This is a genomic window from Fredinandcohnia onubensis (genome assembly GCF_002734285.1).
GTDB lineage: Bacteria > Bacillota > Bacilli > Bacillales > Bacillaceae_L > Ferdinandcohnia > Ferdinandcohnia onubensis_A.
On sequence record NZ_NSEA01000011.1, the window covers coordinates 70,881 to 88,426 of the forward strand.

Genomic DNA, 17,546 nt, shown 5'->3' on the forward strand with positions numbered 1-17,546 from the left:
CCTATTGAAAAACGATGTAACTTCTAAAAGTTACACCGTTTCATTTACACGCGGAAGCTTTATCTCAAAGGTTGTTCCTTCATTTTCTTTGCTATCCACCTTAATTTCACCGTTATGATTTTCAATAATATTATAACTAACCATAAGGCCAAGGCCTGTTCCTTTTTCCTTTGTGGTGTAAAAAGGCTCCCCAATTCGGTCAAGAATCGGTTTTGGTATACCACACCCCTCATCTATAAACAATATATAAATTGAGTCGACCGTAACCATTGTACGAATAAAAATATTACCGCCCTTTTCCATTGCATCGATGGAATTCTTAATAAGATTGATAAAGACCTGCTTTATCTGATTTTCATCGCATGTAATAATGGACTCTTTATTCATAAAGTCGATATTGATTTGGATATCTTGCAGAATGGCTTGCGTCTCGAGCAATGTTACAACATCTCGCAAAATGATTCGAATATCTTTATTTTTGAATTTAATTTCTGACGGCTTTGCCAATAACAATAGCTCACTTAAAATCAATTCAATTCGATTTAGCTCTGAAAAAATGATATCAAAGTAGTTTTGTTTCCCTTGAAAATCATTATGAAACAATTGTAAAAATCCTTTTATAGCGGTTAATGGATTTCTAATTTCATGTGCAATACCAGCAGCAAGTTGTCCAGCGATAGACAGTTTTTCAGATTTAATCATTAATTCCTCTGCTTTGATTCGATCTGATATGTCACGAATGATTACTTGAACAGCAGCTTCACCAAAATAAGTAGTCGGAATCCCGATTAATTCTGTATAAACCTGCTTTCCCTGGATGGTATACCAGGATTGCTTGCTAAAATTAACTTCCTTTTTTTCAGCATTTACAATTTTGATAAAATCTCTAACCTGATCGTGATTTTCTGGATGTAGAAAGGTATATATATTTTTCCCAAGCATTTCTGTGTAGCTGTTCGCGCCAAACATTTTTACACCTGAGTCATTGATAAAGACCCAATTGTTTTGATAAATAACCGCGATTGTATCAATAGAATTCTGGACAATTCGTTGATATCGTTCACGACTTCTATGGATAATATCATGAAATGATTTTCTAGATGAAATATCATGTAGGACAAGATATTCATAGATTTCATCATTAATATAAATCGGTACTTCTTTTACTTCTACAAAAATTTCCTCATTATTTTGTTTCTTCCACTTTTGTTCAATAATACCCAATCGATACCCACTTTGTAGTTGTTGAATTCGTTTTTCTACTACTTCATGGAATTCCTGATTGATAAGTGAATAAATCGATTTTCCCAATACGTCCATAGGATTCTGAATTTCGAGTAGGGTCTTAACTTCATTATTTAAATACAATATCCTACCAAATTTAGAAATGATAATTGGAAATGGAGCCTCATCGATTAGAATGGATGCATCTTTTAAACGATTTTGATGAAGAACAATTTCCGAATTAACAGATGATAATAACGTATTATTCTGGATTTCCTCATGTGTCCGACTATTTTCAGGCTCGACTAGCACTCTCATTTTTAATAGGATTTCGTCATATTCGAAGGAATCGGAGTAATAAACAGGTTCAACGGTTGTTTCGAACCAGATAAATTCATCGTTTGTCTTCACAACCCTTAGTGCACAAACTGAAGTTTCATGCTTATTGAAAAAATAGCTTTCAAGCATGAATCTGTCATCCTTATGGATAATGTTTTTAATGGAAGATCCAATTAATGTTTCATTTGTGTAACCTAAGATATCTTTACAGTTACTTGATATATAGAGAATTTTTCCGTTTACCGTAACTGTTAACACAAGATTAACAGAGCATTGTGTTTGTGGTAATTGCTGTTGAGCACTAGTTTGATTGCCAAACTCCATGTGTTGAACCCCCTCCCTTTCGCTTTAGACGTATCATTAAGATCTAAAATATGAAATAAAAAATTTTGTTATGGTAACCAGTTTTTTACTATACTATTACATTAATTTAGGGTTTAGTTCATATCCATAGGTAGAAAGACCTGTTTTAAGCTCTAAAATCAATTCATCACCATCCGAAGGTAAAAAAACTCGACAAGCACCTGCTTGTCGAGTTTGTAAGTATTAAAGTCCGCCTTCATATTTACCATCATTCTTAGAGGCTTTTTCTTTTTTCGCTTTTTTCTTATGTGCTTTGTTCGCTGCTGCGCTACCAAATTCTTTGCCGAACTCTGTATCCGTTACAGCTGAGTCAAAGCCTTTTTTGTTTTTTTGTTCAGGATCATTCTTTTTATTACGCTTTGCCATATTTGAGTGCACCCCCCTTAGAGATAATCATTATTATTTTCTTCTCCTAGAGGATTTCCTATGCAACAATAGGCGAGTGCACTTGTGCTTGTTGGTGAATAAATTTCGTTATGACTTTAATCAAGGTTTTGGACAAAGATTCCTTTGACTCATTAATCCCACAGTTTGTAGATGGCTTGAGTTCCGCTGTTTTCTTCGCCCTTTTCGGCCAGTTCTTCATACATTTGTATTGCAAGTTCTAGACCTGGTGTATTCATTCCCATTGCTTTTGCTTCTTCGAGGGCAATTCCCATATCTTTAATGAAATGCTTGATATAAAAACCTGGTTCAAAATTACCTGCAATCATTCTTGGGGCAAGATTGCTTAATGACCAACTTCCAGCAGCTCCTGTTGAAATACTTTTTAAAACAGTTTCAGGGTCGAGTCCAGATTTCTTAGCATATACCATTGCTTCAGCGACACCAATCATATTGGAGGCAATTGCAATTTGGTTACACATTTTTGTATGTTGGCCAGAACCCGCTGGACCTTGATACACAATATTCTCTCCCATGATCTCAAATAGCGGCTTGCAAGCTTCAAAAACCTCTTCGTCCCCACCAACCATAATAGCTAACCTTGCTTCTTTTGCACCAACATCTCCACCAGAAACAGGCGCGTCTAAGGAATACAAGCCCTTTTGTTTTGCTTCCTCGTAGATTTTAGTTGCTAAAGACGGAGTTGAAGTTGTCATATCAATAAAATAAGTTCCTTCTTTTGCATGTGCCAATAGTCCATTTTCACCAAGGTAGACCTCTTCCACATCGTAGGGATAGCCAACCATTGTAATGACGATATTCGCTTCAGATGCGATATCCGCTACAGACTGTTTCCAAACGGCTCCTTGTTTCACAAGTTCTTCAGCTTTTTCTTGCGTGCGTGTATAGACTAGAACCTTATGTCCTTTTGAAAGGATATGACCTGCCATACTTTTTCCCATAACACCTATTCCAATAAACCCCACAACCGCATTTTCATTTAAAAAATCTTTATGTACCATTACGTTATCTCCCTTGATTTTTTATTTTTATCATATCATATAATTCCAAAAAAAAATGGGAAAATTGGGGATTTGTACCTTACGAAAACGGCACATGTTCCATAGGATATAACAAATAGATATGGAGGTGTTCTAAATGAGTGGAGAAAGACACGGAGGATATGGAGCAGGCTTTGCTTTGATTGTTGTATTATTCATTCTATTGATCATTGTTGGAGCTGCTTATGTAGGTTACTAATTCTTTAAGACAATTAAAGGTTAATAATAAAAAAAGAGAGGGAGATGTAATATGAGTTGTTGTGGATACGGATATGGTGGCTATGATTACGGTGGTTATGGGTTCCGCGGAGGCTTTGCGCTGATTGTTGTATTGTTCATTCTTCTAATCATCGTCGGAGCTGCTTGGTTCTAAGCTAAGATAAGCATTTAACATTAATACGAAGCCAGCAACATAAAACAGTTGCTGGCTTTTTACTTTACTCTCCTTCAAAGATATCCTGGAACTTCTTCATTTCTTTATCCACTTTAGGCTTCATATGATAAGGATTTTTCGGTTGAACCATGTTTTCTGTATTTACATCAGACCTAATCCCTATTTTATTTCCTGCAGTATCATCATTGATAATGCCTTCATAGCGTCCATCGAAATGAGGGTCCCGTTCATGATAATCGCGATCATTTTCTGGCATTTTTCTATACCTCCTCATTATTAAAGTGGCATGTTCTATCAAAAATATGTACTTTTTACATCATAAATAGGAACAATAAGAACAGGATTAATGAAATGAGGAGAGATTGTAATGGGTGCGATTGATCGCGAAGGCTATCGGTTTGAAACAGAATATAGTGTCATTAGTCAAAAAGGGGCAATTCATGTCTATCGGGATGGAGAATTTATCAAGGAATTGTCTTTCGCTTTTAAAGGAGAGCAACCAGACCCAGCTTTAATAGAAAATGTGGTTGATGCGTTTTTTGATACACACCAAGAATAAGTATAGTTTTACTTCTCATCCATTTGAATGTAACGTACAATGTGGATGTGAGGTGATGACATGTATCGAAAAGAAATATTTGTGTTTGATGGAAATACACCTAAAAAGTGCGTAATTCGTAATTATCAAGAAAATGATTTTGACGACCTGATTCGTGTTCAACAAGAAAGTTTCCCTCCACCTTTTCCTTCTGAATTATGGTGGAATAATGAACAATTACATAACCATGTAGCTCTATTCCCTGAGGGTGCCCTATGTGTCGAGATTGACGGTAGAATATGTGGTTCAATGACTGGATTAATTGTTCAATTTGACCCTAGTCATCCACAACATACGTGGGAGGAAATCACAGATAACGGATACATACGAAATCATACTGCAGGTGGAAACACATTATACATAGTTGATATTTGTGTGAGCCCGGCCTATCGAAAATTTGGCCTGGGGAAATGGTTGATGCAATCGATGTATGAAGTTGTTGTACATTTAAAATTAGACCGATTAGTAGGTGGCGGGCGAATTTCTGGATACTCTAAGTACTCTACAGATCTAAGTGCCGAAGAATACATTGAAAAAGTAATGTCAGGTGAACTAAAGGATCCCGTGATTACCTTTCTTCTTCGTTGTGGACGCAGTCCTGTCCAGCTTATTGAAAACTACCTCGAGGACGAGGAGTCCTGTAATTATGGATTATTAATGGAATGGAAAAATCCCTTTCAAATATGAAAAAAACGAGTCTACATTAAAGTTAGACTCGTTTTTTTCTTTAGTTCATAAAGTTTGCTTTTACAAATTCAACTACTTCTTCCGTAGTGCTCATAGAAAGAATCTTTTCTTTGAAGCTTGCGATTTCAGCTTTAGAAAGCTTCTTGATCTGAGTTCTTGCAGGTAAGATGGATGTTGCGCTCATACTGAATTCGTCTAATCCTAATCCTAACAGAATTGGAATTGCAATTGTATCCCCGGCCATTTCTCCACACATGCCTGCCCACTTGCCTTCCTTATGAGCCGCTTCAATCACCATTGAAATGAGTCGTAAGATTGATGGAGAATATGGCTGATAAAGATATGAGACACGCTCGTTCATTCGGTCAGCAGCCATTGTATATTGAATTAAATCATTTGTGCCAATACTAAAGAAATCTACTTCTTTTGCAAATTGGTCAGCTAATACAGCAGTGGACGGAATCTCAACCATTATTCCGATTTCAATTGTATCAGATACAGAGGTTCCACCCGCTACAAGCTTTTCTTTTTCATCAAGTAAAATTGCTTTAGCTTGTCTAAACTCATCAAGTGTTGCAATCATTGGGAACATGATTTTTAAGTTTCCATATGTACTTGCACGAAGTAGCGCACGTAATTGTGTACGGAAAATATCCTGTTCCTCTAAGCAAAGACGAATCGCTCTAAATCCTAAGAACGGATTTAATTCTTTCGGAAGATTTAAGTATGGGAGCTCCTTATCCCCACCTATATCGAGTGTTCGAACGACAACAGGTTTGCCTTCCATTTTTTCAAGAACTGTTTTATAGGATTCGAATTGCTCTTCCTCTGTAGGAAGTTGGTCACGCCCCATATAAAGGAACTCTGTACGATATAGTCCAATTGCTTCTCCGCCATTTTCGAGAACTCCCTTTACATCTTCTGGAGTTCCGATATTTGCAGCAAGTTCTACATGCTCCCCGTCACTTGTAACAGTTTTTTCATTTTTAAGTTTAGCCCATTCAGCTTTCTGTGCTTCATATTGCTCTTTCTTTTGACGGTACTGAGCTAAAACTTCCTCAGATGGATTAACAATGACAGCACCATCAAGTCCATCAACAATAACCATTACCCCATTTTCAATATCTGAAGTAACCGTTTTTGTTCCAACTACTGCTGGAATCTCCATTGAACGAGCCATAATCGCAGAGTGTGAAGTACGGCCACCAATATCAGTAGTAAAGCCTTTTACATAATTTCGATTTAATTGAGCTGTGTCTGAAGGAGTCAAATCTTCCGCAATAATAATAACTTCTTCTGAAATCATACTTGGATTCGAGATGGTCACACCTAGTAGATGAGCCAAAACACGTTTTGTTACATCACGAATATCAGAAGCTCGTTCTGCCATATATTCATTGTCCATTCCTTCGAACATGGTAATGAACATATTCGCTACTTCCTGTAATGCAAACTCTGCATTCACATTTTCAGAGTTTATTTTATCTTTAATAGGATTAAGGAGTTCTGGATCACTTAAAACAAGAAGATGGGCGGAAAAGATTGCCGCTTTGTCTTCCCCTAGTTCAACATTTGCTCGATTCTTAATCGCTTCTAATTCTTCTTTTGATTGATTAACTGCTTCTTCAAAACGCTTAATTTCGGCATCCTTGTCGCTAATAGTTTGTTTTTCAACGGTTAGATCTGGATGCTCTAAACGAAAGCTTTTCGCGATTGCGATACCTGCTGAAGCAGCAATTCCTTTGATTATTTCAGACATTATTCACCAAGTCCTTCATTTGCCATAATTTCTGTCAAGTTAGCGATTACTTCTTCTTCGTCAGATCCTTCTGCAACGATCTTTACCTCTGCACCTTGTCCAATTCCAAGAGACATAACACCCATAATTGACTTTAGATTTACGGACTTTCCGTTATATTCTAATTGAATATCTGAGTTATATTTACTAGCAGCCTGTACCAATACTGTTGCTGGACGTGCATGAATTCCTGATTCACTTGTGATTTTAAATGTTTTTTCTGCCATGTTTATTTCCCCTTTTCACTTATTTTAAAAATAATTACTTGTAGTATTTGTTCGTTTCCGGTAGATATGTAAAGAAAGAGTATTATTGTGTTCACTAGATGCAATAAATAAAGGCATGAGAAAGACGATAAAACCCATGCAAAAAATGTTTTTTTGCCTATAGCTTTTATCACTACTTTACTCATGCCTGATCGAATCAGTAACACGTAATATATTACACATATGTAAATTTTAGATTTTGATTTGGTTAAAATGCTCTTACCTTTTATACCTAACCTTTTACACGAAAAAGTATAGCATAGGAATAGAACGTATTTCAACAGAAAGGCAAATAATCGTTTTAAAACGAAAATTGAGAATGTTTTTCATTTACAATAACTTATTATTCAAATGTACTATTCTTTACAAACAGTGCATTTAAAGATTACAATCCTTAAAGGTAGTCATGTATAATAAGCAAATATTGTATTTTATCTACATAATAAGTTGGAGGTGCTTTCATTGATCAAACTGATTGTTAGTGATTTAGATGGAACACTATTGCGGGAAGACAATTCTGTAAATCCTGAAGATACTAAAGCATTGACCAAGGCCGCACAAGATGGACTTCAAATTAGCATCGCCACGGGTCGAATGGATACTGAGATAAAAGAAGTATTAAAATCGATTGGGCAAAACTTCCATCGAATTAGCCAAAATGGGGCATTTGCATCAACCTTAGATGATCGGTCCATTTTTTCTCGTACCTTCACAACCGAAATCGCAGAAACAATCTATAATAACGTATTGAATCCGAAGTTCGTAACGATTATCTGTAGCTATGACACAAATTACACCCATGAAAATAATGAGTATGTTGAGGGTGTTCAAAAAAGAATGTTCCATCCTATCATCATTGATCCAGAAATAAGTACGAAGTTTAGAGAAATTAAACCATCAAAGATTACCCTGATTGGTTTCGAAAACGATATTGTTGAGACGTACGAAACACTTTCTAATGATTATTCCGATGAAATTGATTTGTTCATTTCCGAGAAACATGTTTTGGATATTATGCCAAAGCAAATTAGCAAAGGGAATGCAATTATAAAACTTCTCGAGGATCTTTCTTTAAAACCAGAGGAAATTGCATGTATTGGGGATTCTTTTAATGATATTCCGATGTTCCGCTTAACTCCTTACAGTTTTGTGATGGAGACTGCACATGACGAAGTGAAAAAAGAAGCAAAATTCGTTGTTCAATCTGTGGCAGAAGCGGTTGAAATGATTTTAAAAGAAAATAGTAAACAAAGTGTTTAAGTAGACTCGAAGAGATTCGAGTCTTTTTTATGTTATAAAAGATTGCATCTAACCAAAAACTAAATAAAATCATTTGCACTGATTTGTTGGAGGAAGAAGAGATGCCATATATAACAGGTACGAATCAGACCCAAATCTACTATGAAAGCCATGGTGAAGGGAAACCAATTGTTTTCATTCACCCTCCTGGAATGGGACATGTAACCTTTAAACTGCAACAACCCCTGTCAAAAAAATTTAAAGTTATTACATTTGATCTACGTGGAAATGGGAATAGTGATCCAGGAACTGAGGATATCACCATTTCATTATTAGCAACTGATATTCTGCAACTGATAGATCAACTAGCTCTCGAAAAAGTCGTTGTATGCGGTTATTCCAATGGCGGATCCATTGCATTGGAATTTGCCCTTTCCAATCCCGAACGTGTTGAAGGCATCATATTAATTGGTGGTTTTTCAGAGGTGAACACATTTTTATTACGGTCAGAATTTAAGCTTGGAATTTCCACCGTTAGAATGAGAGGATTATCTGTATTAGCAAAGGTATTAGGGAAGGCACATGGTACAACAAAAGAATATAAAAAGGAAATTGAACAATATGTAAAAAAAGCAAATGTAAATATTCTCTATCAAATGTACATAAGAGGACTCGAATATAATTGTTCACATCGATTAAAAGATATAAAAGTCCCTGTTCTATTAGTTGATGGTTTCTTCGATTTCTACATGCACTCCTATCAACGTTTTTTAGAGAAGGAAATTCCAAATGCAGAGAGAGTCTTTGTTAATAAAGCTAGACATCAAGTACCGACGAGACATGCACATACATTCAATCAATTAATTGAAACATTCATAGAAAAACTATAATCGTTCGTTCATTTTATACCGTAAGATAACACATACTAATAATCGAACAAAAATTTAAAATAAGGGGGTCAACATAATGGCTAAAAAAGGAAGACAAAATAAGGTAAGCCAAGAAGTGGCAAACCCAACTGTTTCACATAACGAAGAATTTGGCGAGGAAATTGGCGGAACACCTAAAAAACAGAAAAAGAAGAAAAAATAAGCAACATGAAAAAAGAACCTGGACACCCAGGTTCTTCTTCTTTCATTTCGACTTCTTTAACGATTTAATCTTCTCTTTAAGGTTCTGGGCGATCTCCTCACAAGCCTTGTTTTCCTCATCGGTTAATACTTCATCCCCATAGCGTACCCTTTCATAGAGTTCAACAAGTCGAGAGTCAAGGAAATGGTTTCTTCCTAACCATTCTGATACACTTTCATGATGGTATCGTCCAAATCCATGCTTTGCTGAGAGCACCTCAAGTTCAAGGATAAGCTTTCGTACCTTTACTTGTGGTGTCTGTCGTTTTGAACGTCTCCATTTTGCAGTAGGGCTTGTAACCCCTTCTGTAATCGTTGCATATTGGTATACGTCGCCAACCACAGCAGCTTCTTTTACAAATCTCTTTTTTGCTAGTAAGAAAAGAATCACTGCTAATAGGAGTAGACCAAGAATGGATAAATAAAACCAAATATCAAAGCTACCGATCAGCTCAAAAAGTGGATTTTTCTTTTCGGTTTCTTCCCAGTTCAAAGTTCCAACACTTTCACCCTGAGAACCTCTATAGGAATCGATATTTTCGACAGCATTAAAAAGTGGCTTTGAAACCCAATAAAAGCCAGTTCCAAGAATGGATGTAATCAAAGACAAACCCTTGACAAAAACGATTGGAAAAATAACCGCGACACCAATAGCACCCACAAACAAGCCACTAAACAGCCCGACAACGGACCAGGAGTTCTGTTTTGTAGCGATTGTTTTCTTCACGAGTGAACTTGTACTTACACTGTTTAGTATTTTTCCAATCATAAAGAAAAGCAATTGAGTCACAAGTAAATATAAGATAAGGTCACTGTGGACATACCCTTGGACCTTTGCAGCAAAATAAGTTAACCCACCAGATAGTAAACTACCATTTAAAATCATAGCTTCCGTCAGCTTAGGATTCTTGTGGTAATGGATAATGATTCGATAACAAACAACAGCCGCAATCACAATGCTTTGACCAAACGATAGCCCTATTTCACTGCTAACAAGTGCAAGCAATGGAACGATTAACATAATGAAAAAATACGGGGTATTTGATTTCATCAGTGATAACAGGAATGCAATGATGACTGCTCCGACGCCAGTTAGAAACAGAAATGGTATAATGGGCGGCAAATAGTCTGTGTGAATATAGAACAACATTAGTAAAATATAGAGAAGGATCATCTCCATTACGTATTGATACGACTTCAGTAAAGACTGACTATATCGCATGGGAATTCCCCCTCCTCATTGCCAAGGATGCCTTCTGTAATAAGATGGAGTCATTATTCTCAATTAGTTTAAAACAATCGACACCTTTTCTTGCAAACCTACTGAGAATCAGTTCCTCATTCTCTTCTATTTCACCTATCATAATGACGTAAGGTGAAAGTTGTTGCTGTCTTTCGATAGTGTGAATCATAAAATGAAATGGTATTGTTACACTATGCTTACTGAGACGAGCAATTAATTCCAGTGCTTTCGCTAAATGTTCCTTTCCTTTTCCTACTGGTAGGTGGATAAAAGGGGTTCTCCCTGCCCTTCTGACATTTACATACACTTCAAATGGAATGTTTTTTAACGTAGCTGCTTCAAGCATATACGTTAACCCGCTTAAATACTCTTCTAGTTTTCGTTCGCGCACATTAATGATAATAGTCCAAGAGAATTGAGCTGTTTTATCATAAATCTTCGTTTGTAATTGATTCGTACGAGCACTCGCTTTCCAATGCACCCGGTTAAATGGATCTGTTGGCACATAACCTCTCGTTCCGATTATTTGTGTCATGTTTTCAAAAAACGAACTCCGAATTGGGTACTCTCCTTGATTTTTCGGAACAATTTTTTCAATCCCTCCAACCGTTTCCGGGGAAGAATAAATAATTGTTTCAAAGGCAACCGGTTTCGTATATTGAAGATATGCCTCACCAAAGCCAAATAAATGAGGAATTCTTAGCTCGAGCGTACGGATTTTCGCAACTCCCCTTTGCTTCCCTTCAAAAGGCAACATTGTGGTTTGAGCCTGTCTTCCTATTAGAGTAAGTGGTAGTGATAGTTCGATTTGTTCTGTCTCTAGTATTTTTCTTTCATTCTGAAATCCTACAACGTGATCCACAGTTAGCCGAATTTGGCCATTTATGATTGGTAAACGACCTTCTTGCTTTAATGTTAGTGAAAAATCACCATCTTCCCCTTTAAAGAGCTTTACGGTTTCTTTATCGATCGAAACGTTGATTTTATTTCCTACATGTTTTAAATAATATTTGTTCACAAATACATATAAAAGAAACAATACCCCTACAAAAAGAAGCAAAAACACCTGTGAAAGAATCCCTACAAGTATAAAAACAGAAGAAAGAAAAGACATATACGACAATTCATTTCCAATGGATATTTGCCGTTTCCAGTCCATTACTTCACTGCTCCGGCTTCCACCGGGACAGAAACCGTTGATAACAGTTCATGTATAACCTGGCGATTCGTTTTCTTAAGTGACCCCTCCATCGTAAGCACAAGGCGATGAGAAATAACATATGGAGCCATATATTTTATATCCTCTGGGGTTACAAACATACGCCCATCCAAATACGCTTTTCCTTGAGCAGCCTTCATAAGTGCTAGAGTCCCCCTTGGACTGACTCCAACTTCAACATCAGTATGCTTTCTTGTTGCATGTACGATTCTTAGTAAATAGTCTTCTACTTCATCGGAAAGTTTCACTTGCCCGACCTCAGCTTGCATCGATATAATCTCTTCTTTTGTAAGGACCTCCAAAATTTCTTCAATCGGATTATTTTGACGATAGGTTCTCATAATTTGCTTTTCCTCTTCAAAGCTTGGATAACCCAAATCAATTTGGACAAAGAAACGGTCCATTTGCGCCTCTGGTAATGGAAAAGTCCCCTGTTGTGACTCAATTGGATTTTGAGTTGCGATTACTACAAACGGTGATGGAAGTTTTAACGTTTCTCCATCGATCGTCACCTGACGCTCCTCCATGACCTCAAGTAAACTCGATTGAGTCCTAGGAGTTGCACGGTTAATTTCATCGGCTAAGAGAATATTAGTCATTACCGGACCCGGGCGCAGTTGAAATTCCTGCTCTTTCGGATTAAAAAATTGAATCCCAGTAATATCACTAGGTAGCACGTCCGGTGTAAATTGAATGCGCTTAAAATTACCACTAATAGACTTTGCAAAACTCTTCGCAAGCATCGTTTTTCCCGTACCAGGTACACTTTCTAGTAAAATATGACCTTTATTAATAAGGGAATTTAGGACAAGTTCAATCACCTCGTCCTTTCCGATGATGCCTTTCCCAATATTCTCTTTGATTTTTAGAACATTCTCTTTTGCAGACATAATTGCCCCCTGTTTTTATTGAATTAGTAATCATGTGACAATTTAAATTTATCAAAAATGTTGGTATTTTCCAACATAATTATCCTACATTGCAGAATTTGTTCCGTAAAAAAAAAGAGAGTACTAAACTTTCCTTCTTGCGGTCCAATAAATTAAAACAGACAGACCCCTAGAATTAACTATGGTCTGCCTGTTGTATTCATTATCCTTTTGTAATCTCGATGATATTTTCTTCAGAAAGATTAATGTTACCTTGCTTTTTAAGAACGATTTCTTCTCCCTCTGCAAGGTTTGTAAAGACAATCGGCGTAACAATTGATGTTGCATTTTTCTTAATAAAGTCTAAATCAACTTTTAAAAGTTGTTGACCTTTTTCGACCTTATCATTTTCACTCACAAACGTTTCAAACCCTTGTCCTTTAAGATTAACTGTATCAATCCCAACATGAATAAGAATCTCACGGCCTGAATCAGATAGAATACCAATCGCGTGTTTTGTTGGGAACAAGTTGATTATTTTCCCATCAACAGGTGAAACAATGACACCTTCAGAAGGGACAATTGCAAAACCATCACCCATCATTTTACCAGAAAACACCGCATCAGGAACTTCAGTAATTGGCTTTATTTCACCTTTAATTGGCGAATTAAATTGATCAGCACCTTGTTGTTCATTACTCACTAATTTTGGATTTGTTTTTTCAACTTGGTTCGTTTCGACTTCACGGGGTTTTTTCCCGCTCATTACGTCTTGCATTTGGCTTTTAATTGTTTCAGAACGTGGTCCAAAGATGGCTTGAATATTATTTCCAACCTCTAGCACACCAGCTGCACCCAGTTTTTTCAATTCATCTTTATCGACATTTTTAATATCGTTTACAGAAACACGTAGTCGGGTGATACATGCATCAAGATGGGCAATATTTTCTTGTCCGCCCATTGCATTCAGGATGTTATAAGCAAGATCTCCAGCCTGCCCTTTCTTTTCCTCTTCACCTTTTACTTCGCGTCCAGGTGTCATGAGATTAAACTTCTTTATTGCAAAACGGAAAACAAAATAATAGATAACTGCAAAAACGAGACCTAATAATATAGCAATCCACCAAGGCTCTCTCCCTGGCAATATACCAAATAAGAAAAAGTCAATTCCTCCACCGGAGAAGGTGTAGCCTATATTAACACTCAACGCTGTCATTAAAACAAAAGATAATCCATCCAGCACTGCATGGATTAAGAATAAAATTGGTGACACAAACATAAATGAAAATTCAAGTGGCTCTGTGATACCCGTTAAGAACGATGTTAGGGCACCTGAACCTAATAAACCAGCTACAAGTTTTTTATTTTCCGGACGTGCAGCATGATACATAGCAAGCGCAGCAGCCGGTAAACCAAACATCATTATTGGAAATTCGCCAGCCATAAAGTTACCAGCGGTAATTTCCACTCCGTCTTTCAATTGTGAAAAGAAGATTGTCATATCTCCCCTGACGACTTGGCCAGATGCGGTTGTATAAGAACCGAATTCATACCAGAACGGCGCATGGAAAATATGATGTAAACCAAACGGAATTAGCAATCTTTTTATAAATCCAAAGAAAAACACAGCAAAATACGTTCCTTCTTCTATCAGCCAAAGTGATGCACTATTCATTGCCTCTTGAACTGGTGGCCATACGACTAATAATAAAAGACCTGCTATAAAAGAAAACGCGGCAGTTGCAATCGGAACGAATCGTTTCCCTGCAAAAAATCCAAGAAATGAAGGCATTTCAATATCATGAAAGCGGTTATAAGCAAAAGCAGCTATAAGACCAACTATAATTCCGCCAAATACACCTGTTTGTAATGTAGGAATTCCTAATACAGATGCAAAAGCAGGATTATCAGTAAGCATATCAGGAGTAACTCCCTGCCATGAGCTCATTACCTGATTTAGAACTAAATAACCGACTAAAGCAGCAAGTGCTGCTGCACCGTCTCCAGCTAAACCAATCGCTACCCCGACTGCAAAGAGAAGGGCTAGATTACTAAATATGATCCCACCAGCATCCTCCATTACCGATGCAATAAGTTGAATCCAATCAGCTTCTAGGAATGGAAGATATTGAAGCATCGTTTCTTGCTGCATCGCATTTCCTATTCCAAGTAAAAGACCTGCTGCTGGTAAAAGGGCTACAGGTAACATAAGCGCTTTACCAATCTTTTGCAGGACACCAAAAACTTTTTTAAACACGGTTCAAAACCCCCTACTAATTTTTCATTCTCATGAGGTAATCGCATAAACATAAAAAAGGCATGAGAAAGAGGATAATCGAAAGAAGTTACAAGAATAATATTCCCCTAGTAAAGGGCAATATATCCTGTTAAACTTACTTCAATCATTCTCCTTACTCATGCCTGATCGAATCAGTAACACGTTAAAGACAATGTATACTATTTAATTTTCTTCTGAAGCCTTTGCAGATGCATCGTTATATAGACTGCTTCTGCGTCAAAAACTGGTTTCTTCAGCGCTTGCTGTATTACCTTAATGAGTTTCCACGAGAGATTATAACATAATGGATATTCTTCTTTCAAGAGTGCAGTGATTTTTTCTGGCTCTTCTACTTTCTCTCCCACTTTTACACGTTCAATGACGAATCTCAAATGTCGTACAAGTCTCATATAATCAATGCTCTGTTTGTCAATCACCATTTTCAACTGATCCTCTACCAACTGAACTAATTTTGTCACAAGTTGAGAATGCTGATTTACTTCAGATAATTCTTTATTGGTTATTGCACTATGGATGTGAAGGGCGATAAAACCAGCTTCTCCCTCAGGCAAATGTATATTACATTCTTTTCTAAAAATATCCATTACTTCTTTGGCGAGATCGTATTCTTTAGGATACATGGTTTTCGTTTCTATTAAAAAAGGATTACGGATTTCCATCCCTTGTGAAACCCTGGTAACAGTAGTCATCAAGTGATCGGTCAAGGCAACATGGATATGTTCATTCAACGAGTCAACTGTCCTGCTTTTGATTAACTCAATAGCGGAAATAATCACTCTTTGTAAATCATCCTCTAAATATGGTAGAAGCTTAATATAGTTAGTTTGTACTTTTTCATTTTTCAGGACGAACAGCTTTTCTACGCTAGCCGCTTCGAGCACCTCTTTCTGCTTTCGGTTAAAGCCGATGCCCTTTCCTATTAAAACGACCTCCCCATAGTCGGAGTGATCTGCAATGACGACATTATTATTCAAAACTTTAGATATAGTAATGACAGACATCTTTATTCCCCACTTTTTAGCTTAGACATACAATTCATATCGTATATGAGCAAGAAAAAGAAATCAATATTTTTACCTTGTAATGAATTGTGTTAATCATGAGAAAGACAAAGTGAACGAACAAAGAGAAGGAGTTTATTTCAGCTATCCTTCTTGTGATGTCTGACAGGTAAAGTAATGATAACTTTTGTGCCGAACCCAACCTTACTTTTAATTTTAAAGTTTCCTTTATGGTCTTGGATAATTTTGTTACTCATCGTGAGCCCAAGTCCCATACCTTTTTCTTTTAATGTGAAAAATGGTTCCCCAATTTTTTCAAGTCGCTCTTTCGGGATACCCACTCCTGTGTCGATCACTTCAATTTGAACATGTTCTCCCACTACTTTAGTGCGAATTTTCGTTCTTCCTCCATCTGGCATTGCATCAATTGAATTTTTAATGACATTGACAAACACCTGGATTAGTTCATTCATATCGCCATAAAGAACAGCATGTTCAGCGTCATTTTCAACGTTAACCTTTACATTATAAAGGGTCGCTTCGTGCGATGTGAGCTTGATGACATAATCAATCAGCTCTTTTAATTCAAATTCCTTTAAAATTTTGCTTTGCGGCTTTGAAAATACGAGTAATTCACTAACAATTTGATTAATCCGTTCAAGTTCGGAAAGGATAATGTCGGAAATATGAGATGTTGATGCATTCTTTTCCTTCTGCAATTGGACAAAGCCTTTAATCGTCGTAAGTGGATTTCGGATTTCATGGGCTATTCCCGCAGCCAATTCACCTACTACAGACAGTTTCTCCCTTCTTAGCGCAAGCTCTTCAGCAGCTTTTACTTTTGAAATATCACGACCAATTGTTACCAAACCTTTTCTTCTTCCTTCATCGTCGAATAAAGGAACCTTGATTACATCAAATGTCTTGATTTCTCCACTTAGGACAGGAAATGATTCTTCCACACGAGTAGTCACTCCTTGTTTCCAAGCTTCCTCATCCGAGTCAACACAACCTAAAAATGGCTCTTTAAAGAACGGAATCATTTCTGCTAGTTCTTTATCTGTTTTGTTTTTATAAGGTTTACCATGAAGTTGGTAGAGGTCTTTTCCATATTCATTTACACGGATCCACCTACCCTCTCCATCCTTAAAACAGACAAAATCAGGCATCGCATTAATAAGTGTCGACAACTCATTTTGTTCTTCTATTGCCTTAATATAGGCATCATGTTTCTTAATAATAAGATGAATAAGAACGGTTGTGAAAACGACAAAAATCAAACCTTTGCCGATTTGATAATAACTATCATAAACGGAAGGAAATAGATCAATTACATATTCAGAGAAAGTTATCCATATTAGGCTTGCCAAGAAATAGATAAGTAGCAATCTCTTCTTGAAAAGTGTTTTTATAGACATGACAAGCACCCCAT

18 protein-coding genes and 1 pseudogene are annotated in these 17,546 nt (G+C 36.8%); 7 read left to right on the top strand and 12 right to left on the bottom strand.

Annotation, left to right across the window (positions count from 1 at the left end; translation table 11 throughout):
• Nucleotides 1-30: 30 nt before the first annotated feature.
• The 3 genes from CKJ95_RS11745 to CKJ95_RS11755 all read right to left on the bottom strand — a co-directional run bounded on the left by CKJ95_RS11745 (nt 31) and on the right by CKJ95_RS11755 (nt 3,332).
• A complete protein-coding gene (locus tag CKJ95_RS11745; RefSeq protein ID WP_099353620.1) occupies nt 31-1,887 on the bottom strand; it encodes a PAS domain S-box protein in 1,857 nt (618 codons plus the stop codon).
• 222 nt (nt 1,888-2,109) lie between these two features.
• Nucleotides 2,110-2,292 carry a hypothetical protein gene (locus tag CKJ95_RS11750; protein ID WP_010282879.1) on the bottom strand — a complete coding sequence of 61 codons (183 nt, stop codon included), beginning with the start codon at nt 2,290-2,292 and terminating at the stop codon, nt 2,110-2,112.
• A gap of 152 nt (nt 2,293-2,444) precedes the next feature.
• The gene (locus CKJ95_RS11755; protein ID WP_099353621.1) at nt 2,445-3,332 is read right to left on the bottom strand and encodes an NAD(P)-dependent oxidoreductase; all 888 of its coding nucleotides are present in this window, start codon (nt 3,330-3,332) and stop codon (nt 2,445-2,447) included.
• 136 nt (nt 3,333-3,468) lie between these two features.
• Between CKJ95_RS11755 and CKJ95_RS11760 the strand changes: the two genes are divergently transcribed.
• The gene (locus CKJ95_RS11760; protein ID WP_099353622.1) at nt 3,469-3,570 is read left to right on the top strand and encodes a YjcZ family sporulation protein; all 102 of its coding nucleotides are present in this window, start codon (nt 3,469-3,471) and stop codon (nt 3,568-3,570) included.
• A gap of 90 nt (nt 3,571-3,660) precedes the next feature.
• Nucleotides 3,661-3,744: pseudogene (locus tag CKJ95_RS11765) on the top strand (YjcZ family sporulation protein); the annotation flags it as partial.
• Between the two features lie 64 nt (nt 3,745-3,808).
• On the opposite strand, the gene CKJ95_RS11770 reads toward CKJ95_RS11765, so the two are convergent.
• A complete protein-coding gene (locus tag CKJ95_RS11770) occupies nt 3,809-4,021 on the bottom strand; it encodes a hypothetical protein (RefSeq protein ID WP_099353624.1) in 213 nt (70 codons plus the stop codon).
• 111 nt (nt 4,022-4,132) lie between these two features.
• Between CKJ95_RS11770 and CKJ95_RS11775 the strand changes: the two genes are divergently transcribed.
• Together CKJ95_RS11775 and CKJ95_RS11780 are read left to right on the top strand one after the other, a co-directional pair.
• A complete protein-coding gene (locus CKJ95_RS11775) occupies nt 4,133-4,324 on the top strand; it encodes a DUF5370 family protein (RefSeq protein ID WP_099353625.1) in 192 nt (63 codons plus the stop codon).
• 60 nt (nt 4,325-4,384) lie between these two features.
• Nucleotides 4,385-5,050, top strand: coding sequence for a GNAT family N-acetyltransferase (locus tag CKJ95_RS11780; protein WP_099353626.1), 666 nt, complete (start codon nt 4,385-4,387; stop codon nt 5,048-5,050).
• 40 nt (nt 5,051-5,090) lie between these two features.
• Here the strand turns inward: CKJ95_RS11780 and ptsP are convergent, their stop codons facing one another.
• Together ptsP and CKJ95_RS11790 are read right to left on the bottom strand one after the other, a co-directional pair.
• A complete protein-coding gene (gene ptsP, locus CKJ95_RS11785; RefSeq protein WP_099353627.1) occupies nt 5,091-6,809 on the bottom strand; it encodes a phosphoenolpyruvate--protein phosphotransferase in 1,719 nt (572 codons plus the stop codon).
• Complete coding sequence (locus CKJ95_RS11790; RefSeq protein ID WP_099353628.1) at nt 6,809-7,075, bottom strand: phosphocarrier protein HPr; 267 nt, start codon at nt 7,073-7,075, stop codon at nt 6,809-6,811. Before CKJ95_RS11790 ends, ptsP begins: the two co-directional genes overlap by 1 nt.
• Nucleotides 7,076-7,576: 501 nt before the next feature.
• Between CKJ95_RS11790 and CKJ95_RS11795 the strand changes: the two genes are divergently transcribed.
• From CKJ95_RS11795 to CKJ95_RS23815, 3 genes are all read left to right on the top strand, one after another.
• The gene (locus CKJ95_RS11795; RefSeq protein ID WP_180271483.1) at nt 7,577-8,374 is read left to right on the top strand and encodes an HAD family hydrolase; all 798 of its coding nucleotides are present in this window, start codon (nt 7,577-7,579) and stop codon (nt 8,372-8,374) included.
• Between the two features lie 101 nt (nt 8,375-8,475).
• Nucleotides 8,476-9,243, top strand: a complete 768-nt coding sequence (locus CKJ95_RS11800) for an alpha/beta fold hydrolase (RefSeq protein ID WP_099353630.1) — start codon at nt 8,476-8,478, stop codon at nt 9,241-9,243.
• 76 nt (nt 9,244-9,319) lie between these two features.
• Nucleotides 9,320-9,445, top strand: a complete 126-nt coding sequence (locus CKJ95_RS23815) for a hypothetical protein (RefSeq protein WP_257215775.1) — start codon at nt 9,320-9,322, stop codon at nt 9,443-9,445.
• A gap of 42 nt (nt 9,446-9,487) precedes the next feature.
• Here the strand turns inward: CKJ95_RS23815 and CKJ95_RS11805 are convergent, their stop codons facing one another.
• The 6 genes from CKJ95_RS11805 to CKJ95_RS11830 all read right to left on the bottom strand — a co-directional run bounded on the left by CKJ95_RS11805 (nt 9,488) and on the right by CKJ95_RS11830 (nt 17,532).
• The gene (locus tag CKJ95_RS11805; protein WP_099353631.1) at nt 9,488-10,705 is read right to left on the bottom strand and encodes a DUF4129 domain-containing protein; all 1,218 of its coding nucleotides are present in this window, start codon (nt 10,703-10,705) and stop codon (nt 9,488-9,490) included.
• Nucleotides 10,695-11,885, bottom strand: coding sequence for a DUF58 domain-containing protein (locus CKJ95_RS11810; protein WP_099353632.1), 1,191 nt, complete (start codon nt 11,883-11,885; stop codon nt 10,695-10,697). Before CKJ95_RS11810 ends, CKJ95_RS11805 begins: the two co-directional genes overlap by 11 nt.
• Nucleotides 11,885-12,835, bottom strand: coding sequence for an AAA family ATPase (locus CKJ95_RS11815; RefSeq protein WP_099353633.1), 951 nt, complete (start codon nt 12,833-12,835; stop codon nt 11,885-11,887). Before CKJ95_RS11815 ends, CKJ95_RS11810 begins: the two co-directional genes overlap by 1 nt.
• Before the next feature lie 202 nt (nt 12,836-13,037).
• Nucleotides 13,038-15,071 (bottom strand): glucose-specific PTS transporter subunit IIBC, encoded by a 2,034-nt coding sequence (gene ptsG, locus CKJ95_RS11820; protein WP_099353634.1) that lies wholly within the window; start codon nt 15,069-15,071, stop codon nt 13,038-13,040.
• Between the two features lie 200 nt (nt 15,072-15,271).
• Nucleotides 15,272-16,114, bottom strand: coding sequence for a glucose PTS transporter transcription antiterminator GlcT (gene glcT, locus CKJ95_RS11825; protein ID WP_099353635.1), 843 nt, complete (start codon nt 16,112-16,114; stop codon nt 15,272-15,274).
• Between the two features lie 140 nt (nt 16,115-16,254).
• Nucleotides 16,255-17,532 (bottom strand): ATP-binding protein, encoded by a 1,278-nt coding sequence (locus CKJ95_RS11830; RefSeq protein WP_099353636.1) that lies wholly within the window; start codon nt 17,530-17,532, stop codon nt 16,255-16,257.
• Nucleotides 17,533-17,546: the final 14 nt, after the last annotated feature.